Below are 26,938 nucleotides of genomic sequence, written 5' to 3' on the forward strand. Positions count from 1 at the left end.
CGGACGGTCACGGCCGGGCGGCGGGCGCGTGCCGCTCGTACGGGATCTTCTCGCCGGCCTCGACGGCGACCGGCAGGCGGTTCTCCACCGGCGGCAGCGGACAGGTCGCGAAGTCGGTGTACGCGCAGGGCAGGTTGGCGGCCCGGTTGAAGTCCAGCGTCACCCGGCCCTGGGCGTCCGGGGCGTCGACGGCCAGCGCCCGGTTCGCCGGATAGGTGGTGACGCCGGAGGTGGCGTCGGTGAACAGCACCGACAGGCTGCCCGGCGTGAAGCCGTCGAACGCGGTCAGCCGCAACGGCACCCCGTCGACGCTGAACTCGATCCGACCGGGGGCGTCGTAGACGTGCTCGAGCCCCTCCACCGCCGCACCGACGGTGGTCGGCCGGGGCGTGTCGAACGGCACGTACCGCCCGGCGAGGACCCAGCGCGGTGTCGGCGGGTATGCCGGGGTGCCCCGGAAGGCGGTGCGCAGTGGATGGTCGGGGCGGCGGGGGCGCAGGATGTCCCGCCCGCCGCGACGGGCCACCTCCAACACCCCGCCCTCGATCCCGACGGTGAGCCCACCACGCTCGGCTATCGGCCCGAACCCGTGCCGGCCCCGCACCGGCCGACCGTCGACGGTGAGCTGCTCGCCCCCGGCCAGGGTGACGACCACCCCCTCGTCGCCGGTGTGCCACTGCCCGGGCAGGTCGGGGAAGCGCTGCGGCCGGGCGGTGAGCCAGTGCAGACCGGTGACGGCGAGGAAGCCGTACGGTGCGGCCAGCGTCTCCTCGTGCCGCCGGTGCCAGTCCCGCCAGTCGCTGACGAAGGGCCCGATGTCGTGCGCTGCGTCGGTCATGTGAGCTCCCCGGGTCGGGTGAGGTGGTCGTGGCGGCGGATCGGGACCGGCGTCGGGGCCGGGCGCGGCACCGGGCCCGACGTCGCGGACCGCCACCGGCCGGCGCAGGCCGGCGACCAGCAGGCGGCGGCACGGACGGTCAGACGGTGGCGGACAGTCCGGGACAGCGCTGGGCGGCGACCCGCATCAGGTCTACGACCCGGCGAGAGGCGAACAGCATGGCGAGCAGCATGAATCGATTTTCCTATCAATGCGATAGGACTTCAAGCCCCTGCCCGGAACGATCGGGCAGCCCGACCGTCCGACCGGTTCAGGACAGGCCGGTGGGCACCCGGGCCGTCATCGGCCGGCCGACCAGCCGGCGCAGGGCGAGGTAACCGACGCAGCCGAGGCAGAGGTCGAAGGCCGCGTTGAGGAACGCCGCCACCAGCGCCGCGCCGGTCGCGGCGAAGCCCAGCGCCGGTACGCCGACGAACTGGCCGATCCCGGCGACCAGCACGAAGAGCAGGCCGACGAGTTGGGCGAAGCGCACCGGCGCGGCGGGCTCCAGCCCGCGGGGCGGGGCGAGCCGGGGCGCGACGAAGACCCGGTAGAGCAGCCCGTACGGGCCGAGGCGGGGACTGGCCGCGGTCACCGCGAAGACCACCGCCTGGGCGATCAGCGGCACCGTCGACCCGGTGACGAGGGCGACGGCGAGGACGACGGTGGTCACGGCGGCGGCGAACCGCGGCGCGCGGGGGTCGAGCAGCATGAGGGGTCCGTTCAGCCAGGGGTGACGCCGGGGTTCGCAGGACCGGGGCCGGCGCTGTGGGGGCGGGGTGGGGTCAGCCGAGGACGGCCGGCGGACAGAGGCTCGCCGCCAGCCGACCGTGATCCACCGCCCGCCGACGGGTCAACGCCGCGCCGGCCGTCCGCCGGCCCGCGCCCACCCGCCCACGGCGCCCCACCGGCCTGCCCGTACCCGACCGCCGGCCCGCGCTCACCGGCCGGCCCCGACGCGCAGGGGGCGGAGTGCGGCGATCAGCTCCTGCCGGTCCGGCACCCCGCTCGCCCGCCGCACGACCCGGCCGGCGGCGTCCACCACCAGCACCGTCGGGGTACGCCAGACGCCCAGTTCCCGGGCCGCGTCGAGGTGCCGTTCGGCGTCGACCTCCACCAGGTGGAGCCCGTCGACCTGTTGCTGCACCTCGGCCAGCAGCCGGCGGGTGACCCGGCAGGGGGCGCAGACCGCCGATGAGAACTGCACGAGCGTGACCGTCCCGGCGGGGACCCCGAGCGTGGCCAGGACCGGCGACCGGGCGTCGTCGGACGCCGACCCGGGCGTGGCCGGGTGGAGCCGGCCGTCGCGTCGCCGCCACCACCAGCCGAACAGGGCGGCGAGCACGAGCACGCCGACCAGCGCCAGCAGGCGGGCCGCAGTGGGGTGCACGGATCCACCCTGCCACAGCCGGCGGCGGGCGACGTCCACCGTCCGGATGATCCGTACCACTCTCACCTGCGTAAACGGCCCACCGCCGGCATCGGGTCAGTGCCGCAGGGTGAGGGTGACCGTGCCGGTGGCCGCCCCGGACGGGTCCACGACGACGGTGTAGACACCGGTGGCCGGCAGGACTGTCGCGTCGATCCCACCGACTCCGTTGACCACACAGCCGGTGCCCACCGGCTCGCCGTCGGGGTCGCGCAGCTCCAGCGGTGAGCACTGGTCGGGCAGCGTGGCGTCGGTGGCCGTCACGGTCACCGACGTGCCGGCCGTGCCGGTGAACCGGTAACCCCGCACGGTGCCGGGCTGGTCGACGGTCACCACGACCGGCGGGCCGTCGACGGTGATCGTGCCGATCTGGTCGCGGGTGGCGAACAGCCGCAGCGCGACCGTGCCGACGGTGCGGTCCACCGGGTCCACCAGCACGGTGTACGTCCCGTCGGCGGGCAGCACCGTGCCGTCGATGTCGCCGCTGCCGTTGACGACGCAGCCGCTGCTCAGCTGCTTTCCGGCCGGGTCGAGCAGTTCCAGCGGGGAGCACTGGTCCGGCAGGGTGCTCTCCGGTACCTCGACGAAGACCCGCTGGCCGGCGACACCGGTGAACCGGTACCGGGCCCGGCCGCCCGGCTCGGCGATCGTCACCGAGACCGCCGGAGCATCCGGTCGCAGGGCGCCGGTGGTGTCCCGGGCCGCGTAGACCCGCACGGTGGCCCGACCGGTGTCACCGGCGGCGGCGTCGACCACCACCGTGTACCTGCCGTCGCGGGTGAGGTCGGTGCGGTCGATGTGACCACGCCCGTTGATGTTGCAGCCGCTGGCCACCTCCGCCCCGGTCGGGTCGAGCAGCCGGTACGGGGAGCAGCGGTCGGCCAGGCCGGGCGCGCTGACGTCGACGAACACGGCGTCGCCGGCCCGGGCGGGGAAGATCAGCGGATCGCCGCCCGGGGTCAGCGCCCCGGTGGCGACCGGGGTCGCGGCGATCGGCGCGGCGGCCGGCGGGGCGATCCGCTCGGTGCCGACGCCGCTGACCGCGAACTCGGGACGGCCGGTCACCCCGACGTCGAAGACGCACTCGGCGAGCTGCCAGGGGTCGGTGACCCCGGCCCACCGGCACACCTGCTCGGCGCGGGCCCGCCGGGTCGGGTCGAGGTCGTCCACAGTCACCGCGCGGTCCGGGAAACCACGGTCGGTGAACGACCCGGTGTCCCGGCCGTCGGCATAGCTGAACAGGGAACTGTCCCGGGTGACCCGCCAACCGTCCGCGTACGACGGGTAGAGCTTCCCGAACGGCACGGGCTGGCTCAGCGTGGCACCGGACGGCGCGGCGATGTCGTCGCTCGGGTCACCGTCGAAGTCGCCGAGCAGTCCCCGTACCTTCCCGGCCCGGCCCGGGGCCAGCCTGGTCAGTACCCGGTAGCCGTAGGGGCCGATCTGGTCGACGGCGGCGGCGGAGCGGTCGGGCCAGCGCAGGTCGTAGCCGTCGGCGGGACCGGTGTCGGAGTCGCGGCGGGTGAGCGTGCCGCCGCCGGGCAGGTCCGTCTCCCCCGGCGGCAGCACGCGGGCGGTGCCGTCGACGCGTACCTCGGTGTCGCCGTCGACCAGGGTGAGGGCGACCCGGTGCGCGCCGATCCGGAAGGCGACGGCGGTGTTGACCGACACCGTCCGCGAGTCGCCCATCGGGGCCTGCCGGGCCTGCACCGCCAGCGGGTCGCCCGAGGTCGACTCGACGAGCACGAACTCGCCGACGGCCTGGAAGTCGTAGTAGTGCCTGTCGAAGGTGACCAGGTGCGGGTCGCCGTTGCTGCCACCGCAGTCGGCCCCGTCCTCGCAGAGCTTCACCGGCCCCTTCGGCGGCGGGGTCTTCTTCGCGGGTTTCCGGCACTCGTCGAAGCTCTTCGGCAGCGGCTTGCCGTCGTACTCGGTGCGCGGTGGCAGGCCCTTGGCCGCCCGGTACCTGTTCTCGGCCAGGGTCGCCTTGACCTCGGCGCTCTTGATCCCGGTGGCGCCGCAGTCGCCCTTGGGCACGGCGTCGCGGGAGATGTCGTCGGAGTGGTTCAGCTCGTGGTACAGCGCCGCGCACGGGTCCCGGGCGATCCCGTCGCCGTACGGGTCGACCGAGGTCGGGTTCCAGGTCACCGTGGACGAGCCCTTGCCGTCCTTGCTGTCCGGGGTCTCGAAGGAGCCCGACCCGCCGGGGGTGGGGATGATCCGCACCCGGGGTGACTTCGGGTCCTTGAGCCGGGGCAGGATGCCCGCCGGGTCACCGCCGGCCGCCGCGAACCCCTGTAGGCAGCCGTCGACCGCCGCCTGGAAGTCGACACCGCTGACCGGAACCCCGGAACTCGGGTCGACCTGGTAGTCGGCCCGCGCCGGCCGTCCGGTCCCGCCGACGCCGGCCCCGACGCCGACGAGCAGCAGCGCCATCACGGCAGCGGCCGGGCGACGGCGACCACGCCGCAGGAGCAGGACCGCCAGCGCACCGACGACGACCAGTAGCAGCACCACCCCGCCGCCGAGCAGCCAACGCCACCGTCCAGGGACGGTCGGGGTGCCGTCGCCGACGGTGAAGCTGGTGGTCCGCAGCGCCGTCGCACCCGGGCACGGGTTGTCGAGCCCGGTCACCGGCAGCACGGTGTAACCCGCCGTCACCTCGTAGCGGCCGGCTGCCCCGACCGGCCACCGGGTGTCCAGCCCACCGCCGTCCGGGGTCGCCGCCACCGACCTCAGCACCACGGCTCCGGCATCGGTCCCCTCGTGCACCCGGATGCTCACCAGCGACACCGTCACGCTCGCCCCGGGCTCCACGGTCGACGTGCCGGCGGTGGCGGCCGCGCCGATGCCGTCGCCGTAGAAGCTGCGGCCCAGGGCCGGGACCAGTTCCTGCCCGTCCCGGCGGACCGAGGTCACCTGCACCGTGCCCTCGGCCGCCGTGGCCAGCCCGCAGGCCGCGCCGGTGGCGTTGTCGACCGTGAGCGTCAACCGGATGGCCTCGCCCGGCGCGTACCGCGCAGCGGCGGTCCGCAGGTCCAGCCCGAGGCCCCCACCGGCCGGCGCGGCGTAGGCCGGCACCGGCCCCGCCGCCATCGCCGCCACGAGGACCGCGAGCCCACCGACGAGTCGCACGATCATCTTCATGGCCGGCACTCTAGGACCGGGATTCCCGGTATTCCCGCGACTGTCGTCCATCGGTCGCCGCCGCCACGGCCTCCCGGTACGGGGGGCGGCCGTCGCCGACTTCCGCCGGCCACCCCCCTGTGACCGACGGTTACCCGGTGACGACCTCACGCAGCCGGGCGGCGAAGCCGGCCGGGTCGTCGGCGAAGCCGAGGTGCCCGCCGGGGAACATGGTGGGCGGCGCCCCCAGGGCGGCGGCCAGCGCCCGGGAGCTGCGGTCGCACAGCTCCCCGCCCGACTCCTCGCCCAGGCCGACCAGCACCCGGGTCGGGCCGTCGCGCAGCGCGGCGACGTCCGGTGCGAAGCGGGTCGTGCCCCGCAGGGTGTGCAGGTACTGGTAGCTCTCGTCGGCGGCGTCCTGCGGGTCCGGTTCGTGGCCGAACATGCCCTGGATCATCTCCTCCGGCATGGTGATGTTCGCGTTGGCGAGGAACTTCCGCCAGGCGCCCAGCCGGTCGCCGCGCCGGTAGGTCTCGACCATGTCGTCCTCCCGGGCGAGGAGTTCGGCGCGGTCGTCGAGCAGGAGCAGCAGCGGCGGTTCGTGGGCGATCACGGTGTGCGCCGCCTGCGGGTGGGTCTGGGCGAGCGCCAGCACGGTGACCGCGCCGCCGCTGGAGCCGAGCACCGTCGCCGGGCCGGCGTCCAGGTGGGCCAGCAGCCGGGCCAGGTCGTCGGCGCGCAGCTCGGGGGTGGAGTCCTGCTCGGGGTCGTGCAGCCGGCTGTGGCGGATGCCACGCGGGTCGGTGGTGAGCACGGTGTGGTCGGTGGCGAGCAGGTCGGCCAGGGGCGCGAAGGTGCGCGCGTCCATCGGCGCGGCGACCAGCGCCACCAGGGGGCCCCGGCCGCGTACCTCGAAGTACAGGGTGCCGTCGGGGACGGCCAGGGTGGCGGTGGTCACCGGCACGGTGGTGGGAGTGCTCATCTCGGGTCCTCCGGAGGTTCAGGTGCGAGGCCTACCCGGTACAGACTCCCCGCGAGCTGCAGAATCGTCGGTCGTGAGCATTATTCTCGCCGGCATGGCGGCCGACGACCACGACGTGACCCTGACCCGGGCCCGGGGCGGGGACGACCTCGCGTTCACCACGTTGGTCGCACCGCTGCGACCGGGGCTGCACGCACACTGCTACCGGATGCTCGGCTCCCCGCACGACGCCGACGACGCGGTCCAGGAGGCGCTGCTGCGGGCCTGGCGGGCACTGCCCCGCTTCGAGGGGCGCAGTTCGCTGCGCACCTGGCTCTACGCCGTCGCCACCCGCACCTGCCTCGACGTTGCCGCCGGGCGGGGCCGGCGGGCATTGCCCGTCGACCTGGGGCCGGCCAGCGCACACGCCGTGCCGGACAGCGCCGCCGCCGGGCACGTCCGGTGGCTCGGCCCGTATCCCGATGCCGCCCTGGCCGCCGGTCCGGCCGCCCCCGACGCCCGGTACGAGCTACGGGAGGCCGTCGAGCTGGCCTTCGTGGCCGCGCTGCAACACCTGCCCGGCAACCAGCGCGCCGCCCTGCTGCTGTTCGACGTGCTCGGCTTCACCGCCGCCGAGATCGCCGCCATGATGGGCACCTCCACCGGCTCGGTCAACTCCGCCCTGGCGCGCGCCCGCCGGGTCGTCGCCGAACGGACGCCGACCCGCAGCCAGCAGCGGACCCTGCGCACGCTCGGTGACACCCGACTGCGGGAGATCGTCGCCGGCTACGCCACCGCCCTGGAGAACGGCGACGCCGACGCCCTGGTCGCCCTGCTCACCGAGGACGTCACCTGGTCGATGCCACCGCTGCCGCACTGGTACGCCGGCCGCGACGCGGTGCTCGACTTCGCGCAGGCGGTGCCGTTGACCACCTGCGGCAGTTGGCGGCACGAGCCGGTGACGGCCAACGGCCAGCCGGCGGTGGCCCACTACCTGCGCCGCGACGGCACCGGCCCGTACCTGCCCTGGTCGCTCACCGTGCTGACGGTGCGTGACGGCCGGATCGCCCAGCTCACCTCGTTCCTCGACGGCACGCTGTTCCCGGCGTTCGGCCTGCCGACCACCCGCTGACGGTGGCCCGGCCGGTGGGCGTCGCGCACGCCCACCGGCCGAGACGCGCCGGTGTTCAGGCCAACGGCGTGGTCAGGGTGTACGAGGCGTCGCCGGCGAAGGTGCTGCCGGCGGCGTACGGGTCGACCCGCAGCACGTAGTCGTAGTGCCGCAGGTAGCGCCCCGGATGGTTCCACGACTCGAAGGAGTAGCTGCCGCCCCCGGCCAGCCCGGCACGGCTGCAGAAGGTGGCGTCCCCGGCGAAGACGGCGCTGCCGTCGTTGCCGGCCAGCCGGATCGAAAAGTCCCAGTGCCGCAGGTAGGAGCCGTTGACCGCGCGGAACGAGTAGCAGGAGGCGTTGGCGAGCCCGGCGACGATCTGGAAGGTGGCGTCCTGCCGGTCGGCGAGCGCGCTGCCGCTGTTGAGCACGTCGATGCGGGCGAGGTTGTCGCGGTGGCGGACGTACCGGTCGGGGAAGTTCGCCGAGCGCAGCGAACGGTTCCCGGTGGGCGGCGCGGAGGTGTCGCCGACGCTCTCCCGCAGCACCGTGAAGTGCCGCACCGTGCCGGACAGGCCGGCCAGCTCGGTCTTGCCGGTGAAGCCGTACAGGTCGCTGCTGTCGGCGGAGTAGTAGCGGCCGGCACCGTACTGGTCGAAGTAGATGCGCCACCGGTTGTCGGGCAGCCGGACCAGGGCGGGGCCTTCGAGGCCGGCGCCCCAACCGGCCCAGTTGCCGGTGCCGACCCAGCTCCACGGGCCGGTCAGCGCGCTGGCGGTGGCGTGCTCGATGTACTTGGTGGTCTCGTTCTTGGTGAAGTTGTGGTAGGTGCCGCCGACCTTGACGATGAAGCTGTCGATGTGGTTCGTGCCGATGCCGGTCAGCGGGGCCGGCGCGCTCCACGCCGTCAGCGCCGCGTTCGTCGCGGTGATCCGGTACGGCTGGAACTGCCCTGCCGTGCCGGTCTGGGACACCGACACCACGATGTGCACGCTGCCGTCGCTGTCGACGAACCACTCGGGCGCCCAGGTGCTGCCGTTGGCCGGGGCGACGGAGATGGTGACGTTGCGCTGGAACGTCCAGCTCAGGTAGTCGGCGCTGCGGGCGATGCCGATGGTGTTGCCGGTCCAGCCGGTGGTGTAGACGAGGTAGTAGTAGCCGTCGGTGTGCCGGATGACGCTGGGGTCGCGGACCAGCCCGGACGGCGGGGTGTAGGCGTTGGCCCGCTGGAGGGTGAACCGGGTGGCGTCGGCCGAGTCGTAGACGTACATGTTGGATTCGCTGCTGTTGGTGAACGCGGTCATCAGGTAGTGCGGGACCGGCCCGGCGGCGTTGGCCCGCGCGGGCGCGGCGACCAGCAGGCCCCCGAGCACGCAGAGCACCACCGCCAGCGCGGTTTGACGGAGACGTCCCATCGACACACCCTTCCCATTAAATCGATGAACGTCATTCTGCACTGTTGCCGGGGCTTTTCGTAGGTGTTGCGCCCGACGGCGGAGTCCGGACCTCGCGCGACGGCCCGGCCCGGCATGGGCCGGCGTCAGCGGCCGACGTAGGCCGCGAGGTGTTCGCCGGTGAGCGTGGAGCGGGCGGCGACCAGGTCGGCGGGGGTGCCCTCGAAGACGATCCGTCCGCCGTCGTGGCCCGCGCCGGGGCCGAGGTCGACGATCCAGTCGGCGTGCGCCATCACCGCCTGGTGGTGTTCGACGACGATGACCGAGGTGCCGGCGTCGACCAGCCGGTCGAGCAGGCCGAGCAGTTGTGCCACGTCGGCGAGGTGCAGCCCGGTGGTCGGCTCGTCGAGGACGTAGACACCGCCCCGGTCGGCCATCCGGGTGGCCAGCTTCAACCGCTGCCGCTCGCCGCCGGAGAGCGTGGTCAGCGGCTGACCGAGACGCAGGTAGCCGAGCCCGACGTCGGCCAGCCGGCCGAGGACGGCGCTCGCCGCCGGGGTACGCGCCGGACCCGCGCCGAAGAACTCCGCCGCCTCGGTCACCGACATCGCGAGCACCTCGCTGATGTCCCGACCGCCGAGGTGGTACGCCAGCACGGCGGCCTGGAACCGCCTTCCCTCGCACTCCTCGCAGACGGTGGCGACCCCGGCCATCATCGCCAGGTCGGTGTAGACGACACCGGCACCGTTGCAGCCGGGGCAGGCCCCCTCGGAGTTGGCGCTGAACAGCGCCGGCTTCACCCCGTTGGCCTTCGCGAACGCCTTGCGGATCGGGTCGAGCAGCCCGGTGTACGTCGCCGGGTTGCTCCGCCGCGACCCCCGGATCGCCCCCTGGTCGATCGCGACCACCCCGTCGCGCCCCGACACCGAGCCGTGGACCAGGGAACTCTTGCCCGACCCGGCCACTCCGGTGACCACCACCAGCACTCCCAGCGGAATGTCGACGTCGACGTCGCGCAGGTTGTGCGTGTCCGCGCCGCGCACCTGGAGCACGCCCGACGGGGTGCGCACCGTCGGCTTCAGCGCGGTCCGGTCGTCCAGGTGCCGCCCGGTCAGGGTGCCGCTGGCGCGCAGCCCGGCGACGGTGCCGGTGAAGACCACCTCGCCACCTGCCGAGCCGGCACCCGGGCCGAGGTCGACGACGTGGTCGGCGACGGCCACCACCTCCGGCTTGTGCTCCACCACCAGCACCGTGTTGCCCTTGTCCCGCAACCGCAGCAGCAGGCTGTTCATCCGCTGGATGTCGTGCGGGTGCAGCCCGACGGTGGGCTCGTCGAAGACGTAGGTGACGTCGGTCAGCGAGGATCCGAGGTGACGGATCATCTTGGTCCGTTGCGCCTCCCCACCGGACAGGGTGCCCGTCGGCCGGTCCAGCGACAGGTAGCCCAACCCGATCTCCTCGAACGAGTCGAGGAGCCGTTGCAGGCCGGTGAGCAGCGGGGCCACCGAGGGCTCGGCGAGGCCCCGTACCCAGTCGGCGAGGTCGCTTATCTGCATCGCGCAGACGTCGGCGATGTTCCGCCCGTCGATCTTCGACGACCGGGCCTCCGGGCCCAGCCGGGTGCCGGCGCACTCGGGGCAGGTCGTGAAGGTCACCGCGCGCTCCACGAACGCCCGGATGTGCGGTTGCAGGGTGTCGACGTCCTTGGCCAGGAACGACTTCCGGATCTGCGGGATCAACCCGGCGTACGTCAGGTTGATGCCGTCGACCTTGATCTTGGTGGGTTCCCGGTACAGCAGATCGTGCAACTCGGTCTTCGTGTACCGGCGGATCGGCTTGTCCGGATCGAAGTAGCCGCAGCCCCGGAAGATCCGCCCGTACCAGCCCTCCATGCTGTAGCCGGGGATGGTCAGCGCGTCCTCGTTGAGCGACCGGGTGTCGTCGTAGAGCGCCGACAGGTCGATGTCGGTGACCGCGCCCATCCCCTCGCAGCCCGGACACATCCCACCGAGCCGGTGGAAGGTCGCCTTCTCGGTCTTCGTCCGCCCGGCGCCCCGCTCGACGGTGATCGCCCCACTGGCCCGCACCGAGGGAACGTTGAACGAGTACGCGTTGGGCGGGCCGATGTGCGGCTGCCCCAACCGGCTGAACAGGATGCGCAGCATGGCGGTGGCGTCGGTGGCGGTGCCCACCGTGGAGCGGGCGTTCGCCCCCATCCGCTCCTGGTCCACGATGATCGCCGTGGTCAACCCGTCGAGCACGTCCACCTCGGGCCGGGCCGACGTCGGCATGAAGCCCTGCACGAAGGCGCTGTAGGTCTCGTTGATCAACCGCTGCGACTCGGCGGCGATCGTGCCGAACACCAGCGAACTCTTGCCCGAGCCGGAGACCCCGGTGAACACGGTCAACCGGCGCTTCGGCAGCTCGATGCTGATGTCACGCAGGTTGTTCACCCGCGCGCCCTGCACCCTGATCAGATCGTGGCTGTCGGCAGCGTACGGCCCGGCTGAGCGGTCGTCCGTGCTCATCGCGTCTCTCCAAACCATCGGACGGGCCACTGCGGCGCAATGGGCGATCGCGCAATGGGCGATCATAGCCGGCGCGACGCCCCTGAGCTGGCCGCTCAGTCCAGGATCGCCGTCGCCTCGACCTCGACGAGGACGGCGGGCCCGAACAGGTGGTCGACGCCGGCGGCAGCGGCCGCGGCGCGCAGGTCACCCAGCCGCTCCCCGCCAGCCGAACCGCGCGGGCAACTGAGCGCCAACTCGACCGCCGTCGGGCGTCGACACGCTTCGCGACCGACCGATGTCACCGATATCGCGCCTTGCGCCCGCACCACACCCCTTTCGGTGGCATTTACACGGCAAACGATTAACGAATTGAGTCAGGTCTACTCACGCGAGGCCCGGCGGCACGGAAGAACCAGTCGGGCCACCCGCATACCCCTCCGCCCCAGACAATTACCACCAGTTCGCCACACGCCCGATTCAACAGCACACCACGCACCCGGCCACCATCTGCCGGAACAGCTTGAATTTCGTCGTTGTCCCGGCGCGCCGGGACCCGCCACACCCCCACTGAACAGCAACTACTCCCACCCATGCTTCATGGCCGACCCAGCGGAGCAGCTCCGGGCCCGGCCGTACCGGCCGGTATCCATTGCGTTTCCGAAAATGGCAGCGATAACCTACGGGTCCGATCGCACACCCCGGGCCCATTCCTCGGGCCCACTGATAGGAGATGACGTGCTCAGACGCGTTGCAACCGTCGGAATCACCCTGCTGGCCTGCCTTGTGGGCACCGGCGCGATGGCCATGCCGACGTACGCCTCGGAACCTGAGTGTTCCCTCAATTGCGACGGTGGCGGCAGCGGTGGCGACCCCGTCCCGCCCCCGCCCACGTCTCCACCGGCACCCGCGTACAACCTGCAGGGCGTCATCCAACTGGAGAGCGTCGGCCACGAGGGAACCTGGCCGCTACGCGTCGGCGGGATCAAGGTCCGCGGATACTCGCGGCTCGCCACCTGGGGCAACGACCGGGTGGACGCCAACTACATAAACGTCCGCTGCTCGGCCACCGTGCTCGCCTATGCCACCAACGACTACGACTCCGAGAACAACGGGGCGCTCGTCGACGTGACCTTCTGGTCTCCGACCGTCCCGGTCACCGGCGTCCCCGTCCAGTCCCGCACCGCCACGGTCCACTGCATCCACCACGCCGAGAAGAACGGCGTCAGCTACGACACCACCAGCACCGCCCAGTTCGTCATCCCCGAGTGACGCGCGGTGGGGCGGCCCGTGGACGAGGTTGCCCCACCGCCTCGACCGTCTCGATGCCGTCGCGGCGGATCTCGGCCGGGCCGGTGGAGCGGTTCAGCCCGATCAGGTCCACCCTCAGCGGCTCGATGGCCGCCAGCCCAGCCCCGACCTCGCCGCCCACCAGGGTTCCAGGGTGGTGCGAGGAGCCTTCCGTCGGCCGCGCCCGCGCCCGTCCCCCTATGCGCCGATCCCCTCACCGTGCCGTTCGTCCCGCTTCGCGGGCGCGGTGGGCGGACGGACCGGCGCGGCCGACGGGCCGTGCGTCGCGCCGGGACGTAGGCTGGCGGACGTGAAGGACATCAGGGACGCCACCGTGCACGGCGGGCGGGTGACCGGGCCGACCCCCGGCGCCGTCGGCGACGAGCGGGGCGAGGTGACGGCGTGACCGAGTTCGACGGGCTGCCGGTGCTGCGTTCCCCGGTGGCGATCGCCGCCTTCGAGGGCTGGAACGACGCCGCGGACGCCTCCACCGCCGCCGTGGAACACCTGGAACAGGTCTGGCAGGCCCGGGAGATCACCGAGATCGACCCGGAGGAGTTCTACGACTTCCAGGTGAGCCGCCCGACCATCACCATGTCCGACGGCGAGACCCGCCGGGTGGAGTGGCCCACCACGAAGTTCATGGTGGCCAGCCCCGAGGGCACCGAGCGCGACGTGGTGCTCATCCGGGGCATCGAGCCGAGCATGCGCTGGCGCACCTTCTGCCAGCAGGTGCTGGAGATCTGCCACAGCCTGGAGGTGGAGCGGGTGGTGCTGCTCGGCGCGTTGCTGGCCGACGTGCCGTACACCCGGCCGTTGCCGATCAGCGGCAGTGCCTCCGACGCCCAGGCCGCCCAGCGTTACCAGCTCACCCCCACCCGTTACGACGGCCCCACCGGCATCGTCGGGGTGCTCCAGGACGCCTGCACCCGGGCCGAGGTCGACGCGGTGTCGTTCTGGGTGCACGTGCCGCACTACGCCAACAACCCGCCCTGCCCGAAGGCCACCCTCGCCCTGCTGCACCGGGTCGAGGACGTGCTCGACCTGCCGGTGCCGATGGCCGACCTGGCCGAGGAGGCCGCCGAGTGGGAGCAGCGGGTCCGCAGCGCCGCCGAGCAGGATGCCGAGCTGGGTGAGTACGTCCGCGAGCTGGAGGAACGGGTCGGCGACGCGGGCATCACCCCGCTGACCGGTGACGAGATCGCCCAGGAGTTCGAGAAGTACCTGCGCCGTCGGGGTGGCTCGGCCGGCCCCACCGCCGGCTCCTGGTAGCAGCCCCGCACACCCGACCCGTCACCGTCGAGCCGACAGCGATGCTCTGTCGGCTCGACGGTCGCGTCCGGCCGGCGACCGCCAGTGATTCGTGCGGGCCGTTCGCGTGTCCGGGGTGGCGCGGTCACGGCCTCTAGGGCATCCTAGGAACCTAGCTGTCAGGAGGAGGCGGGCGTGCAGATCAACCCGGGAGCCGCCGAGTTCCCGCACCGGCAGATCGCTGCGCAGCTCAAGGCCCAGGTGCGTCGGGGCGACTGGGGGCCGGGCGAGCGGCTGCCGTCCATCCCGGCCATCGCCGAGATGTTCGGCGTGGCGAAACAGACCGTGCAGCGCGCCGTCGACCAGCTGCGGGTCGAGGGCGTCCTGATCACCAAACCCGGCTCCGGTACGTACGTCCGGGGCACCCGGCGGCGACTCAACCGGCTCTCCAGGGGCCGGTACGGCGGCTTCCGGGGCTACCACGCCGACCTCGCCGCCCGGTACCGTCAGCAGCTCGTATCGGTCGGTAGGGCGCCCGCCCCACCCGAGGTGGCCGACGCGTTCGGCGTCGCCGACGGCACCGAGCTGCTCTGCCGTCGGCACCTGGTGCGCACCGACGAGTCACCGGTGGAGGTGGGTGCCTCCTGGTTCCTGCCCAGGGACACCGCCGGCACCTCGCTGGAACGGGCCGAGGCGTTCGGCCGACCGCTCTACCAGGAGGCCGAGGAGGCCACCGGCCGGCGGTACGCCACCGCCGCCGACACCATCAGCGCCCGCCAACCCAGCCGGGAGGAGGCGGAGACCCTCCAGATCCGCCCGGACACGCCGGTGCTGCACCTGCTGCACGTCGCCTACGACGCCCACCGCAAGCCGATCGAGGTCGCCCAGGCCACCTGGCCCGGCCCGATGACCACGCTCACCGAGGAGTACCAGGTGCCCGCCCCCACGCCGGACCCCGACCCCGACCCCGGCCTGGTCCTCGGCTGACTGCCCACCCCAGCAACCGGATGCCCTCATGATCCAATTGCCGTTTCGCGCAGTGTGGACGGCGTGTCGTCGTTAGAACGGCTATTGGATCATGGTTCATGGCGGCGGGAGGACGGGAGCACCTACCGAACGGGGTGCTCCAGCGGGAGCAACCGGGGTGGAAGCGCATACGTCAGGTGCTCGCGGTGGCCACTATGACGGTCGCGCCGAGCGCGACGACGACCAGCGAGGCGACCACCCCCAGCGCGTCGGCGACCCGTACGGGGACGGTGGCGCCCAGGGCCGCGCCGATCGCCGCGAGCGCGGTCTGCCAGAGCAGTGAGGCGAGGCCGGTGGCGACGACGAACACGGTGGGCCCGATCCAGCTGCCCGCCGACGTGGTCACCACCCCGGCCAGCGCGAAGAAGTAGACCAGGGTCAACGGGTTGATCGCGGTGAGAACCACGAACCGGGCGTAGACCGATCGATACCGGGGCATCGATCGGGGACTGCCCACCCCCGGACGACCCACGTCGGTGCTCACCGCGCCGGGCCCAGCCGCCGCAGCATCGGCCGCAACCGGACCAGCGGTGACAGGTCCACCTACCCCAGGACCACCTGAACCAGAACCGGCAGGGGCCAACTCCACCCAAGCAGGCTCCACCGAAGCAGGACCAGTCGAAGCAGGAGCAGCCGCAGCAGGGCCAGCAGCAGGCGGGGCGGGCGGGGCGGAGCCGGCCTTCGTCGGGCGCGCCGCGGCAGGCGAGCGCCGCAGAGCGACCAGTTGATAGCAGCCCAGCACGATGACCACCGCCCCGGACAGATAGCGGGGAGTGTCCCCCCACGAGGCGATCACCGGCGAGAGCGCGGCCCCGGCCAGGAGCGCGCCGAGGCAGTAGAGGGTGTCGACGGTGGCGACCCCGGTGGCGGCGGCCAGCCCGCTGCGGTAACCACGCAGCATTCCCTCCCGCAGGATCAGCACCCCGATCGCTCCCAGGGGCATCGCCACCCCCAGCCCGGCGGCGCATCCCGCAACGGCAAGAACCACGAGGTCATCACGCATGAGCCGAGTCTGGGTGACCACAACGAGGGTGACCGAGGAAAATGCGGTGTCAGGCTAGGATTCTCGGTGTGGACCGGCTGGACGAGCAGATTCTCGGCATCTTGACGGACAATGCGCGGTGTTCGTTCAGTGAGATCGGCCGACAGATCGGCCTGAGCACGAATGCCGCCGCCGCCCGGGTCCGTCGGTTGGAAGACGACGGCATCATTCTCGGCTACACCGTGGTCACCGGCCAGGACGCGCCGGAGCTTCGGGGTGGACTGGAGGTCTTCATCGACGTACGTCTCGACGGCGGCACCGACTACGAGACGTTCGTCGCCGCCATCGCCCCGATCGAGCAGATCATCGACGCGGTGCACATGACCGGACCGTACGACTACCTGCTGCGAGCCCGGCTCCGGGACACCGCCGCCCTGGATTCGCTCCTGCGTCGGCTCAAGAAGAGCTGTGGCGTGGTGCAGACCCAGACCCGTGTCGCGCTGCGCCAGCCCGCTCCACGGTGGAAGGAACGGTGAACACCCCTCGGGGTGCGGCAGACCGGCCCGCCGGCACCCGCGCAGACCGATCGGTGAAGCACGCCCACCGCCCCGATCGCCCGTCGGTCCGCACCGTCAACGGCGGAGGGTCGGATCAGCAGTCACCACCACTGCCGCCGACGACAGCTCATCACCTGCGCAGGGGACAGGCCAGCCTCCGGTCGGACCGGTCGGGGCGGCAGGCACCGTCAGAGGCTGATGCCGAGCAGGGCGTCGAGGGTGGTGGCGAAGAGGGCGGGGGCCTGCGGGTCGTCACCGGTACCGGCGAGGGCCGCGTCCGCCCAGTCGTCGGCCAGGGCCAGGGTGCCCGGGGTGTCGAGGTCGTCGCCGAGGCGCTCGCGTACCCCGGCGAGGAAGGCCGCGCCGGACGGCCCGGACGGGGCGGTGGCGGCCCGCCGCCACCGGTCCAGCCGCTGGTGGGCGGCGTCCAGCACGTCGTCGGTCCAGGCGCGGTCGGCGCGGTAGTGGCCGGAGATCAGGCCGAGCCGGACGGCCATCGGATCGACCCGGTCGGCGCGCAGCCGGGAGACGAAGACCAGGTTGCCCTTGGACTTCGACATCTTCTCGCCGTCCAGGCCGATCATGCCGGCGTGCACGTAGTGGTCGGCGAAGGGCGCCTCGCCGGTGAGCCGCTCGGCGTGCGCGGCGGAGCACTCGTGGTGCGGGAAGATCAGGTCGTTGCCGCCGCCCTGCACGTCGAGCCGGTCGCCGAGCAGGTTCAGCGCGATCACCGTGCACTCGATGTGCCAGCCGGGTCGACCGGCCCCCAACTCACCGCCCGGCCAGGACGGCTCGCCGTCGCGGGCGCCGCGCCACAGCAGCGGGTCGAGCGGGTCGCGCTTGCCGGCCCGGTCCGGGTCGCCGCCGCGCTCCGGGAAGATCTCCAGCATCTGTTCCCGGGTCAGATTCGACTCGTAGCCGAACGCCGGGGCGGCGGCGACGTCGAAGTAGACGTCGCCGGTGCCGTCGTCCAGGCGGTACGCGGCACCGTCCTTGAGTAGCTCCTGGACCCGGTCGGCGATGTCCGGGATGGACTCCACCGCCCCGACGTAGTGCGCGGGCGGGATGATCCGCAGCGCCTCCATGTCCTCCCGGAACAGCGCCGTCTCCCGCATCGCCAGGACCTTCCAGTCCTCCCCGTCACGCTCGGCCCGTTCCAGCAGCGGGTCGTCGATGTCGGTGACGTTCTGCACGTACCGGACGGTCAGCCCGGCGTCGCGCCACATCCGCTGCACCAGGTCGAACGTGATCATGGTGGCGGCGTGCCCCAGGTGGGTGGCGTCGTACGGGGTGATGCCGCAGACGTACATGGTGGCGGGGCCGGTGGGCCGGCTCGGGTGGACACCGCGCCGCGCCGAGTCGTACAAGCTCAGTGGCCCGCCGTCACCCGGCAGCCGTGGCACCTCGTGTCCCGCCCAAGACTCCATGACCGTCAGCCTAACGAGCCGTCCGGCCACCCGGAGGGAGCGCCCGAGTGATCAACGTGACAGCGACTCAGATGGGCGGCCACGGCATCGCCGGCCACTCCTGCGGCGGCAACGGATAACGGCCTGCTGTCCTGAGCCGCTCCACCCGGGCGCACAGTTCGGCGATCTCGCCGAGGGTCAGGTGCGCGCCCAGCTCCTCGCCCAGCTCACCGGCGAGCTGCCCGGCGAGGGCGTCGAGCACCTGCACCGCGTCCGCGGGGAGCTCCCGACCGGCCCAGCCCCAGAGCACGGTCCGCAGCTTCTCCTCGACGTGGAAGCAGACCCCGTGATCCACCCCGTAGACCCGGTCGTCCGCGCCGACAAGCACGTGACCGCCCTTGCGGTCGGCGTTGTTGAGCACCGCGTCCAGCACCGCCAGCCGGGCCAACCGGGGATCGTCCGCGTGTGCCAGGGCGTACGCGGCACCGTCGTCGTCCCGGGCGGCGGCGACCGGGAACCACCGTGGCGGCACCGCCTCTGCCGGCACGAACCCGACGAGCGGTTCGGCGTCGTCCGGCTCGTCGATCCAGAGCTGGCACGACCCCGGCCCGAGCGGCCCGTCCCGCAGCACCGTCGGCGGGACCAGGTCCCAGCCGGTGGCCCGGGAGACCAGGTAGGCGGAGACCTCCCGGCCGGCGAGGGTGCCGTCGGGGAAGTCCCAGAGCGGGCGCTCACCGCGCACCGGCTTGTAGACGCACCGGGCCGTCCGGCCGTCCAGGGTCAGCATCGCGCGGACAGTGGTGTTGGAGGCGTCGACCAGCCGACCCTCCAACACCAGTTCACCGTCGCACAGCAGCCGGAGCGCGGCGCTGGCGTCCTGGCGCTGCACCTCCGACGAGGTCACCGGTGGTAGCCGTTGTGCCGGGGGCAGAGGTGCCCGGCCGGGTCGAGCGGCTGACCGCAGAGGGGGCAGGGCGGGCGGCCGGCGTTGACCACCCGACGGGCCCGCTCGATGAACTCGCGGGTCGCCTCCGGCGTCAACCGCACCCGCAACCGGTCGAGATCCTCGTCCGGCTCCTCGTCGTCGTCGTCCTCGTCGTCGTCGTCGTCCAGCTCGACCTCGGCCTCCGCCTCGCCGGCGGCGATCGCCTCGATCACCACGGTGACGGAGTCCACGTCGAAGGCGAGCCCGAGGGTGCCGACCCGGAACTCCTCGTCGACCGGGTTGTCCAACGGGTCGTTGTCGCCGACGGCTGCGGGCGCCTCGGGCAGCTCGACACCGAACCTGCGCTGCGCCTCGGAGAGCAGCTCTTCCAGCTTCTCGGCGAGCAGGGACACCTGCACCTTCTCCAGCGCGACGCTGACCAGCCGGCCGCCGCCGCGGGCCTGGAGGAAGAACGCGCGCTCCCCGGGCGCCCCGACCGTCCCGGCGACGAACCGCTCCGGCGGCTCGAAGGCGTGCACCTGGTGGGTCATACCCACGACCCTATCCGGAGCGTGGAACCGTCGCGCAAGGCACCGACGCCGAATCAGCCGAGGGCGAAACCGCCCGGCCCGCGCGGCGGCGGGCGGCCCGGCTCACCCGGCGCTTCCCCCACCCCCGCCGACGGCCGCGTCGGAGTCGACCGGCCGGGTGGCACGACGCCGCCGCTTGGCCGGCGGGGGCACCAGAGCGGCCAGGTCACCACCGGTGTCGTTGAGCCGGACCAGGAACGGCCGCAGCGGGGTGTAGCGGATCGCGGTGACCGAGGCCGGATCGGCCACGATGCGTTGGAACAGGTCGAGATGCACCCCCAGGGCATCGGCCACGATGGCTTTGATCACATCGCCGTGGCTGCACGCCAGCCAGACCGCCTCCGGCCCGTGCGTGGCGGTGATCCGGGCGTCCCAGGCACGCACCGCGGCGACCGCGCGGGCCGACATCTGCGCCATCGACTCGCCGTCGGGGAAGACCGCGGCGCTGGGATGCTGCTGCACCACCGGCCAGAGCGGCTCCTTGGCCAGCTTCTTCAGCGACTGCCCCTCCCAGGAGCCGTAGCCGCACTCGATCAGCCCCTCCTCGACCACCGGCTCGGCCTGCGGCAGCGCCAGCTCTAGGGTCTGCCGGCAGCGGATCAGCGGGCTGGTCACCACCGCCGCCAGCGGCAGGCCGCGCAGCCGCTGGCCGACCGCGCCCGCCTGGGCCCGGCCGGTGTCGTCCAGCTCGACCGGTTGCCGGCCGGCCAGTCCGCCGTCGGCGTTCGCGGTCGTCCGGCCGTGTCGCAGAAGCAGAAGGGTCGCCACGCCCCCACCCTAGGCGCAGCCGGGGCGGCGACGGCCCCCGACACCTGTGGTGGCGTCGGGGGCCATCGGTCGGCGTCGGGTCAGGTGGCGCTGATCGTGCCGGTGAGCAGCAACGCCAGCACCAAGGTGCCGAGCGCCACCCGGTAGAGCACGAAGACGTACAGGGTGTGGTGTGCCACGTACCGCAGCAGCCAGGCGATGGCCGCGTAGCCGACCCCGAAGGCGATGATGGTGGCCACCACCATCTGCGCCACCGAGGGCACCGAGGTGCCCGGCGCGGCCGGCTCGAAGACGTCCCCGACGCTGAAGATGCCGGACATCACCACCGCCGGGATGGCCAGCAGGAACGAGTACCGGGCGGCGGCCTCCCGGGTGAGGTTGAGCAGCAGCCCCGCGGTGAGCGTGCCGCCGGAGCGGGACACCCCGGGGACCAGCGCCATCGCCTGGGCGAAGCCCATCACCACACCGTCACGCATCCGGAAGTTCGCCAGGGTACGGGTCTGCCGACCCCAGTACTCGGCGAAGGCCAGCACGAAGGCGAAGACGATGAGCGTGGTGGAGACCACCCACAGGTTGCGTCCGGCGGTGCGGATCTGGTCCTTGAACAGGAAACCGAGCAGCCCGATCGGGATCGAGCCGACGATCACGTACCAGCCCATCCGGTAGTCGAGGCTGGAGCGCACCGAGGAGTCCCTGATGCCGACCAGCCAGGTACGGGTGATCCGCCAGATGTCCTTGGCGAAGTAGATGAGGACGGCCGCCTCGGTGCCCAACTGGGTGACCGCGGTGAACGACGCGCCCGCGTCCCGGTCGAAGAAGATCGCCGAGGTGATCCGCAGATGCCCCGACGAACTGACCGGAAGAAACTCGGTGAGCCCCTGGACGATGCCCAGGACGATGGCCTCGACCCAGGTCACTCGCCGACTCCCGAGAGGTCGAGGGCCTCGGCGACGGTGCGCAGGGTCTGCACGCCGCTGTCCCGGTCGGCCACGAACAGGGTGACCGACAGGGTGGTCACCCCGGCTGCCGCGTACTCCCGCATCCGCTCGGCGATGCGTTCCTTCGGGCCGAGCAGCGAGGTCCGGTCGATGAACTCCATCGGCACCGCCGCCGCCGCGTCGCGCTGCTGGCGGGCCAGGTAGAGGTCCTGCACCTGGCGGGCGGCGTCGCCGTAGCCCATCCGGGTGGCCAACTGGTTGTAGAAGTTCTGCTGCCGGCTGCCCATGCCGCCGACGTACAGGGCGGCGTACCAGCGGACCAGCTCGGCGCAGGAGGCCACGTCGTCGCCGACCACCACCGGCACCGACGGCACCACGTCGAAACCGGCCAGTTCTTTGCCCGCCCTGGCCCGACCGGCCCGCACCGAGGCGAGCTGCTCCTCGGCGAACTCCGGGGCGTAGAAGACGGCCAGCCAGCCGTCGGCGATCTCGCCGGCCAGCTCCAGGTTCTTCGGGCCGACCGCGGCCAGGTAGAGCGGGATGTGCGCGCGCGGCGGATGGAAGCCCAACCGCAGCGCCTTGCCGGGGCCGTCGGGCAACGGCAGGGTGTAGTGCTCGCCGTCGTAGGCGACCTCCTTGCGGGCCACCGCCAACCGCACGATGTCGACGTACTCGCGGGTGCGGGCGAGCGGTTTGGCGAACCGGACGCCGTGCCAGCCCTCGGAGACCTGCGGGCCGGAGACGCCGAGGCCGAGCCGGAACCGGCCACCGGAGAGCGCGTCGATGGTCGCCGCGGTCATCGCGGTCATCGCCGGGGTACGGGCGGGGATCTGCATCACCGCGCTACCCAGGTCGATCCGCTGCGTCTGGCCCGCCATCCAGGCGAGCATGCTCGGGGAGTCCGAGCCGTACGCCTCCGCCGCCCACACCACCGAGTAACCGAGGCGGTCCGCTTCCTGGGCAAGCGCCAGGTGGTCCGCCGGCGTACTCCACGCCGTCTGATATCCGAGGCTGAGCCCGAGTCGCACTGATCCTCCCCATCCCGCACCACAGGTCGCATCAGGTTACGCAATGCCGTCGGCCCCGCCGCCCACCGGCCACCGGGCCCCGGACACTGGGCGGGCTGCGCGGGTGGACGACGAGCGACCGGATCGGCGCGTGGAGTGCCCAACGAGCGACCCGGGGCGGTGGTGACGGTCGGATCGGCGACCCGACAGGCAGAGATGCCGGGAGCGAGGATATCGGTTGCGGCGGGTTCGAAATAAGGTTCACCCATGCAGCAACGACCGCTCGGCCGAAGCGGGCTGGCGGTTTCCCGGCTCGCGCTCGGCACCATGACCTGGGGCCGGGACACCGACGCCGACGACGCGGCGGCCCAGTTGAAGAGTTTCCTCGACGCGGGCGGAAACCTGGTCGACACCGCCGACGTGTTCGCCGACGGGGACGCCGAGTCGGTGCTCGGGTCGTTGCTGGGCACCCTGGTCCCCCGCGAGGACGTGCTGATCGCCACCAAGGCGGGCCTGCGTCCGGGCAGCGGCCGGCGACGGGACGGTTCGCGGGGGCATCTGCTGCGTACCCTGGACGGCTCGCTGCGCCGGCTCGGCACCGACCACGTGGACCTGTGGCAGGTGCACGGCTACGACCCGGAGACCCCACTGGACGAGACCCTCGCCGCGCTGGACCACGCGGTCGCGTCGGGTCGGGTCCGGTACGTCGGGGTGTCGAACTTCTCCGGCTGGCAGACCGCCCGCGCCGCCGCCTGGCAGGCGGCCTGGCCGGGGCGGGCCCCGGTGGTCGCCACCCAGATGGAGTACTCGCTGCTGGAGCGGGGGGTCGAACGGGAGGTGCTGCCGGCCTGCGCCGCGCTGGGCCTGGGCGTGCTGCCCTGGTCGCCCCTGGGGCGGGGGGTGCTGACCGGCAAGTACCGCAACGGCCGCCCGGCCGACTCCCGGGCCGCGTCGGCGCACTTCGAGCCGTTCGTCGCCACCTACCTGGAGCCGCGCTGCTCCAGCATCGTGGAGGCGGTGAGCATCGCCGCCGGCGGGTTGGGCGTGTCGCCGCTGGAGGTGGCGCTGGCCTGGATCCGGGACCGGCCGGGGGTGACGGCGCCGATCCTGGGCGCCCGCACGGTCGGCCAACTGCTCGGCGCGTTGCAGGTGGAACGGATGGTCCTACCGGAGGAGATCACCACCGCGCTGGACGACGTGTCCGCGGTCCCGGCCGGCTACCCCGAACGCGAAGGCTGACCCGCTCCTCCCCCCGCCCGCACGGACGCCGTCGTGACGCAGGCGCTGGCAGGTGCGTCGATCCGCGCCGCCCGCCCACGCCCGGTTGCCGGGTGGCGGTGCCCGCGACTGCCCTTCACACAAGGTGGCGGAACGCCCCAAAAGCGCACCGGAGCGCGTCAATTTCGCCGATCATCCTTTACCAACTGTCACACCCCCATAATTCGATCCACCCGCCCTTGGATGTTCCGTCCGAATAGGCGGCTTCGACTCCCCTGGCGCGCTTTTGGCCCAGCTTTCTCCGTCCAGTTTCCGGTGGTCCTGTCCGAAAAGGGATTCCCGCCGTCGCGGGTAATCCGATCGGATCCCGGCAAACATTGTGGCGAACCAATGACGATGCTCTAATGATTGCGGCGTGAGCGACCCCCGCCGCGTCGTTTCTCCCATTTCGCTGGAGGACCCGTGGACCGTAAGACCGACGTCAAGCGCAAGCCCGCCAAGGTCGTCGTGCGCAAGCTCGAGCGGCTCGAGACCACCGTCGCCATCATCACCGACCCGGGCTGCCGCAACGACGTCTGCGGCTGACCCACCCCGTTTCGGCCGGGGCGCGGCGTGCCGCGCCCCGGCCGGCCATCCTCCAGGAGGTCATCGCCCGATGCTGCGGCCCCGGATCAAGGGCATCCACAAGCCGGTACGCCTGCACCCGACACTGATCAACATCGGTGGCCGACAGGTGGGGATCGGCGCGGAGATCGACGACGAGGACGGCAGCCTCTGGACGCTGCTCGGGCTGATGGACGGCACCCGGACCCGGGCCGAGATCGTGGCGGCGCTGCGCGCCGGGCACCCGGGGATGACTGCCGACGAGGCGACCGACGCGCTGGAGACGATCATCGACGCCGGGTACGTGGAGGACGCCGCCGCGCCGCCCCCGCCCGAGCTGAGCCCCGAGGAGATCGACCGGTACGACCGGGCGTTCACGTACCACGCCTGGGTGGATCTCACCCCGCGCACCTCCCGCTACGAGGTGCAGGCCCGGCTGAAGGCGGGCCGGGTGGTGGTGCTGGGGCTCGGCGGCTCCGGTACGGCGGTGGCCGCCTCCCTGGTGGCCGCCGGGGTGGGCACGGTGCACTGCGTCGACTTCGACGTGGTCGAGCCGGGCAACCTGACCCGGCAACTGCTCTATACCGAGGACGACATCGGCACCGCCAAGGTGGCGACCGCGGTGGCCCGGCTGCGCCGGATGAACTCCCACGTCACGGTGACCGGCGAGGAGGCGCGGGTCGACTCGACGCAGGACGTGGCGGCGTTGATGCGCGACCGGGACCTGCTGGTGCTCTGTGCCGACCAGCCCCGGCACGCCATCCGGGAGTGGACCAACCGGGCCGCCCTGGCCACCGGAACGCCCTGGATGCTCGCCCAGTACGCCGGCCCGATGGCGGTGATCGGTCTCTTCGTGCCCGGTCAGACCTGCTGCGAGGCGTGCCTGCCGAGCGTCACCGACCGGCTGCGCGAGGAGCACGGTGCCGAGCCGGAGGAGCTGTTCGCCTTCACCGGGCACGCGGTGATCGCCCCCACCGCCAACCTCACCGGGCACCTGGCCGCCCTCGACGCCGTCCACCACCTCGCCGGCATCCCGACCACCACCCGGGGCCGGATGTTCCACCTGAGCCTGACCGACCTGACCTACCACTACGTGGTCAATCCCCGGCCCGGCACGAAGTGCGACACCTGCGGCTGGTTGCAGGAGGAACGGTGACCGCGCTCGGGTTGGACAGCCGACCGCCGGTGGCGCACCTGGTGGTCCGCCAGGAGGAGGACGACGAGTACGTCGTCGGTGACCTGGCCAGCGGAAACTTCGTGGTGGTGCCCGAGGTGGGGGCGCGGCTGGTGGCACTGTTCGCGGCCGGTCGGACCGTCGCCGAGGCCGCCGACGAGGTGGAGCGCGAGACCGGTGAGCCGGTGGACGCGCTGGACTTCGTCGAGGTGCTGGTCGAGGCGGGCATCATCAGGGCGCAGGCCGACGACGGCCCGCCGCCTGCGCAGGCCCGCCCCTGGTCGGTGTCCCGCATCCCGGCCCGGCTGGTCCGGCCGCTGTTCGGCCGGGTGGCCTGGACGATCTACGTCGGCGCGCTGCTGGCCACCCTGGCGATGTTCGCCGCCGAGCCGTCGCTGCTGCCCACCTACGAGGACACCTTCATCTTTCCCGACGTGGTGCTCAGCCTCCTGATCACCAACGTCACGGTGGCCCTGCTCACTGTGGTGCACGAGGCGTGGCACGCCTTCGCCGGCGCGGCCGTCGGCGTCCGGTCGCAGCTGCGGCTGGAACGCCGGGGGATCTTCCCGGTCCTGGAGACGGACCTGACCGGGCTGTGGGCGTTGCCGCCGGAACGCCGCTACGGCCCGTTCCTCGCCGGCATGGCCATCGACGGGATACTGCTGTTCGCCGCGGTCGCCCCGCGCTTCGCCTGGTCGCGGGGCTGGCTGGAGCTGCCGCCGGGAATGGTCCGGTTCCTCGCCATGGTGGTCTTCAGCCAGGCCGTCAAGTTGGCCTTCCAGACCCTGGCCTACCTGCGTACCGACATGTACCTGGTGATGGCGACGGCGACCGGCTGCCGCAACCTGCACGAGGTGACCCGGCTCAGCCTCAAGAAATGGGTTCGCCGGCTGACCCCCGCCGAACGGAACGTCCTGCGGGACGCGCACGCCCGGGATCTGCGGGTGTCCCGCTGGTACCGATTGTTGTATGTGGCCGGAGTCATCTGGATGGTCTGGTTCGCCATCCATTTTCTGCTACCGGGGGCGAAAGTGACACTCGGCTGGGCCGCCGGGGTGCTGATAGGCGCACCGTTCGGCAGCGCCTACTGGTGGGAAGGAATTGCGTTGGCCGCTTTCGCGTCGCTCAACGTCCTGCTTCCGCTCGGGGTGGTCGTACGTAATCGTTACCGCGCGGGAAGGTTGGCCACGTGAACCGCAGATGGCTCGGCCCTGTGGTCAGCGTGGTGGTCACCGTGCTCAGTGTGGCGACCATGTCCAGCCTCGGGGTGGGGGTGCTGGTCGGCCTGGTCGGCGGGGACACCGCGCTGCCCTGCGACCGGCTGCCCGGCACGGCCCAACCGTTCGAGGGCGACCGGCACATCGCGTACGAGGGGGCACCGCACGAGCCGTACCGGACGCTGCCGCCGACATCGGGGCCGCACTCGCCCCGGGTGGTCGTGCCGGGCATCTACCGGGACGCGGTGCCGGAGGAACTCCAGGTGCACGCCCTGGAACACGGCCACGTGCTGGTGCAGTACGCCCCGGACGTCCCGCCCGGCGACGTCGAGAAGCTGGAACGGCTCGGCCGCCGCCATCCCCGCGACGTGGTGGTGGCCCCCTACCCACCGCTGGGGCACGGCATCGGGTTGACCGGCTGGCAGCGGCTGGGCCGCCTGGACACCCTCGACGAGCGGGCGGTCGAGGAGTTCATCGAGCGGATCGCCGGCCGTTACGACCATTCCTGGCAGCACGGGGCGACCGACTGTGTGTCGGGCTGACCGACGGGACCGGGCGACCGCCCGATCCCGGGCCACCACG

Annotated in this window: 26 protein-coding genes; 10 read left to right on the forward strand and 16 right to left on the reverse strand. The window is 72.5% G+C overall.

Annotation, left to right across the window (positions count from 1 at the left end; all coding sequences use genetic code 11):
- Positions 1 to 7: 7 nt before the first annotated feature.
- The 5 genes from AC0AIB_RS00590 to AC0AIB_RS00610 form a co-directional block, all read right to left on the reverse strand.
- On the reverse strand, positions 8 to 838 hold the full coding sequence (locus AC0AIB_RS00590) for a DUF1684 domain-containing protein (RefSeq protein WP_465095791.1): 831 nt from the start codon (positions 836 to 838) through the stop codon (positions 8 to 10).
- Between the two features lie 310 nt (positions 839 to 1,148).
- Entirely contained in the window at positions 1,149 to 1,589 is a 441-nt protein-coding gene (locus AC0AIB_RS00595) for a DUF4395 domain-containing protein (RefSeq protein WP_465095792.1), read from the reverse strand.
- A gap of 228 nt (positions 1,590 to 1,817) precedes the next feature.
- The gene (locus tag AC0AIB_RS00600) at positions 1,818 to 2,306 is read right to left on the reverse strand and encodes a TlpA family protein disulfide reductase (RefSeq protein ID WP_465095793.1); all 489 of its coding nucleotides are present in this window, start codon (positions 2,304 to 2,306) and stop codon (positions 1,818 to 1,820) included.
- A gap of 57 nt (positions 2,307 to 2,363) precedes the next feature.
- On the reverse strand, positions 2,364 to 5,453 hold the full coding sequence (locus AC0AIB_RS00605) for a VWD domain-containing protein (protein ID WP_328346344.1): 3,090 nt from the start codon (positions 5,451 to 5,453) through the stop codon (positions 2,364 to 2,366).
- A gap of 130 nt (positions 5,454 to 5,583) precedes the next feature.
- The gene (locus tag AC0AIB_RS00610) at positions 5,584 to 6,414 is read right to left on the reverse strand and encodes an alpha/beta fold hydrolase (protein WP_328346342.1); all 831 of its coding nucleotides are present in this window, start codon (positions 6,412 to 6,414) and stop codon (positions 5,584 to 5,586) included.
- 73 nt (positions 6,415 to 6,487) lie between these two features.
- Between AC0AIB_RS00610 and AC0AIB_RS00615 the strand changes: the two genes are divergently transcribed.
- On the forward strand, positions 6,488 to 7,525 hold the full coding sequence (locus AC0AIB_RS00615) for a sigma-70 family RNA polymerase sigma factor (RefSeq protein WP_328346340.1): 1,038 nt from the start codon (positions 6,488 to 6,490) through the stop codon (positions 7,523 to 7,525).
- Positions 7,526 to 7,580: 55 nt separating this feature from the next.
- Here the strand turns inward: AC0AIB_RS00615 and AC0AIB_RS00620 are convergent, their stop codons facing one another.
- The 3 genes from AC0AIB_RS00620 to AC0AIB_RS00630 form a co-directional block, all read right to left on the reverse strand.
- Positions 7,581 to 8,918, reverse strand: a complete 1,338-nt coding sequence (locus AC0AIB_RS00620; protein WP_465095794.1) for a glycoside hydrolase family 43 protein — start codon at positions 8,916 to 8,918, stop codon at positions 7,581 to 7,583.
- Positions 8,919 to 9,043: 125 nt separating this feature from the next.
- Entirely contained in the window at positions 9,044 to 11,443 is a 2,400-nt protein-coding gene (locus tag AC0AIB_RS00625; RefSeq protein ID WP_442930711.1) for an ATP-binding cassette domain-containing protein, read from the reverse strand.
- Positions 11,444 to 11,520: 77 nt separating this feature from the next.
- Positions 11,521 to 11,709 (reverse strand): hypothetical protein, encoded by a 189-nt coding sequence (locus tag AC0AIB_RS00630; protein ID WP_328346334.1) that lies wholly within the window; start codon positions 11,707 to 11,709, stop codon positions 11,521 to 11,523.
- 433 nt (positions 11,710 to 12,142) lie between these two features.
- On the opposite strand from AC0AIB_RS00630, the gene AC0AIB_RS00635 reads away from it, so the two are divergent.
- Positions 12,143 to 12,676 carry a hypothetical protein gene (locus AC0AIB_RS00635; protein WP_328346332.1) on the forward strand — a complete coding sequence of 178 codons (534 nt, stop codon included), beginning with the start codon at positions 12,143 to 12,145 and terminating at the stop codon, positions 12,674 to 12,676.
- On the opposite strand, the gene AC0AIB_RS00640 is transcribed toward AC0AIB_RS00635, so the two are convergent.
- Positions 12,663 to 12,836 carry a hypothetical protein gene (locus tag AC0AIB_RS00640; RefSeq protein ID WP_465095795.1) on the reverse strand — a complete coding sequence of 58 codons (174 nt, stop codon included), beginning with the start codon at positions 12,834 to 12,836 and terminating at the stop codon, positions 12,663 to 12,665. The two genes, AC0AIB_RS00635 and AC0AIB_RS00640, sit on opposite strands and share 14 nt — an antisense overlap.
- A gap of 260 nt (positions 12,837 to 13,096) precedes the next feature.
- On the opposite strand from AC0AIB_RS00640, the gene AC0AIB_RS00645 reads away from it, so the two are divergent.
- Positions 13,097 to 13,966, forward strand: a complete 870-nt coding sequence (locus AC0AIB_RS00645; RefSeq protein WP_067305527.1) for a PAC2 family protein — start codon at positions 13,097 to 13,099, stop codon at positions 13,964 to 13,966.
- Positions 13,967 to 14,140: 174 nt separating this feature from the next.
- On the forward strand, positions 14,141 to 14,932 hold the full coding sequence (locus tag AC0AIB_RS00650) for a GntR family transcriptional regulator (protein ID WP_328346327.1): 792 nt from the start codon (positions 14,141 to 14,143) through the stop codon (positions 14,930 to 14,932).
- 172 nt (positions 14,933 to 15,104) lie between these two features.
- Here AC0AIB_RS00650 and AC0AIB_RS00655 read toward each other — a convergent pair whose 3' ends face one another.
- A complete protein-coding gene (locus AC0AIB_RS00655) occupies positions 15,105 to 15,974 on the reverse strand; it encodes a LysE family transporter (RefSeq protein WP_465095796.1) in 870 nt (289 codons plus the stop codon).
- Between the two features lie 68 nt (positions 15,975 to 16,042).
- Between AC0AIB_RS00655 and AC0AIB_RS00660 the strand changes: the two genes are divergently transcribed.
- Positions 16,043 to 16,489 (forward strand): Lrp/AsnC family transcriptional regulator, encoded by a 447-nt coding sequence (locus tag AC0AIB_RS00660; RefSeq protein ID WP_328346323.1) that lies wholly within the window; start codon positions 16,043 to 16,045, stop codon positions 16,487 to 16,489.
- A 209-nt stretch (positions 16,490 to 16,698) separates the two neighbouring features.
- On the opposite strand, the gene mshC is transcribed toward AC0AIB_RS00660, so the two are convergent.
- The 6 genes from mshC to AC0AIB_RS00690 all read right to left on the reverse strand — a co-directional run bounded on the left by mshC (position 16,699) and on the right by AC0AIB_RS00690 (position 22,165).
- Complete coding sequence (gene mshC, locus AC0AIB_RS00665) at positions 16,699 to 17,937, reverse strand: cysteine--1-D-myo-inosityl 2-amino-2-deoxy-alpha-D-glucopyranoside ligase (RefSeq protein WP_328346321.1); 1,239 nt, start codon at positions 17,935 to 17,937, stop codon at positions 16,699 to 16,701.
- Positions 17,938 to 18,004: 67 nt separating this feature from the next.
- A complete protein-coding gene (locus tag AC0AIB_RS00670; protein WP_328346319.1) occupies positions 18,005 to 18,820 on the reverse strand; it encodes an SCO1664 family protein in 816 nt (271 codons plus the stop codon).
- A complete protein-coding gene (locus tag AC0AIB_RS00675) occupies positions 18,817 to 19,392 on the reverse strand; it encodes a DUF3090 domain-containing protein (RefSeq protein ID WP_328346317.1) in 576 nt (191 codons plus the stop codon). The genes AC0AIB_RS00670 and AC0AIB_RS00675 overlap by 4 nt, the downstream gene beginning before the upstream one ends.
- A 102-nt stretch (positions 19,393 to 19,494) precedes the next feature.
- Positions 19,495 to 20,199 (reverse strand): histidine phosphatase family protein, encoded by a 705-nt coding sequence (locus AC0AIB_RS00680; RefSeq protein ID WP_328346315.1) that lies wholly within the window; start codon positions 20,197 to 20,199, stop codon positions 19,495 to 19,497.
- An 80-nt stretch (positions 20,200 to 20,279) separates the two neighbouring features.
- Positions 20,280 to 21,116, reverse strand: a complete 837-nt coding sequence (locus AC0AIB_RS00685) for an undecaprenyl-diphosphate phosphatase (protein ID WP_328346313.1) — start codon at positions 21,114 to 21,116, stop codon at positions 20,280 to 20,282.
- Positions 21,113 to 22,165, reverse strand: coding sequence for an LLM class F420-dependent oxidoreductase (locus AC0AIB_RS00690; RefSeq protein WP_328346311.1), 1,053 nt, complete (start codon positions 22,163 to 22,165; stop codon positions 21,113 to 21,115). The genes AC0AIB_RS00685 and AC0AIB_RS00690 overlap by 4 nt, the downstream gene beginning before the upstream one ends.
- Before the next feature lie 246 nt (positions 22,166 to 22,411).
- On the opposite strand from AC0AIB_RS00690, the gene AC0AIB_RS00695 reads away from it, so the two are divergent.
- The 5 genes from AC0AIB_RS00695 (at position 22,412) to AC0AIB_RS00715 (ending at position 26,898) form a co-directional block, all read left to right on the forward strand.
- Positions 22,412 to 23,383, forward strand: a complete 972-nt coding sequence (locus AC0AIB_RS00695) for an aldo/keto reductase (RefSeq protein ID WP_328346309.1) — start codon at positions 22,412 to 22,414, stop codon at positions 23,381 to 23,383.
- A 441-nt stretch (positions 23,384 to 23,824) separates the two neighbouring features.
- The gene (locus AC0AIB_RS00700; protein ID WP_281190395.1) at positions 23,825 to 23,947 is read left to right on the forward strand and encodes a hypothetical protein; all 123 of its coding nucleotides are present in this window, start codon (positions 23,825 to 23,827) and stop codon (positions 23,945 to 23,947) included.
- A gap of 70 nt (positions 23,948 to 24,017) precedes the next feature.
- Complete coding sequence (locus AC0AIB_RS00705) at positions 24,018 to 25,121, forward strand: HesA/MoeB/ThiF family protein (protein WP_465095797.1); 1,104 nt, start codon at positions 24,018 to 24,020, stop codon at positions 25,119 to 25,121.
- Complete coding sequence (locus AC0AIB_RS00710) at positions 25,118 to 26,332, forward strand: hypothetical protein (RefSeq protein ID WP_328346301.1); 1,215 nt, start codon at positions 25,118 to 25,120, stop codon at positions 26,330 to 26,332. Before AC0AIB_RS00705 ends, AC0AIB_RS00710 begins: the two co-directional genes overlap by 4 nt.
- Positions 26,329 to 26,898 carry a DUF3105 domain-containing protein gene (locus AC0AIB_RS00715; protein ID WP_328346299.1) on the forward strand — a complete coding sequence of 190 codons (570 nt, stop codon included), beginning with the start codon at positions 26,329 to 26,331 and terminating at the stop codon, positions 26,896 to 26,898. Before AC0AIB_RS00710 ends, AC0AIB_RS00715 begins: the two co-directional genes overlap by 4 nt.
- Positions 26,899 to 26,938: the final 40 nt, after the last annotated feature.

The organism is Micromonospora sp. DSM 43699 (assembly GCF_055517075.1).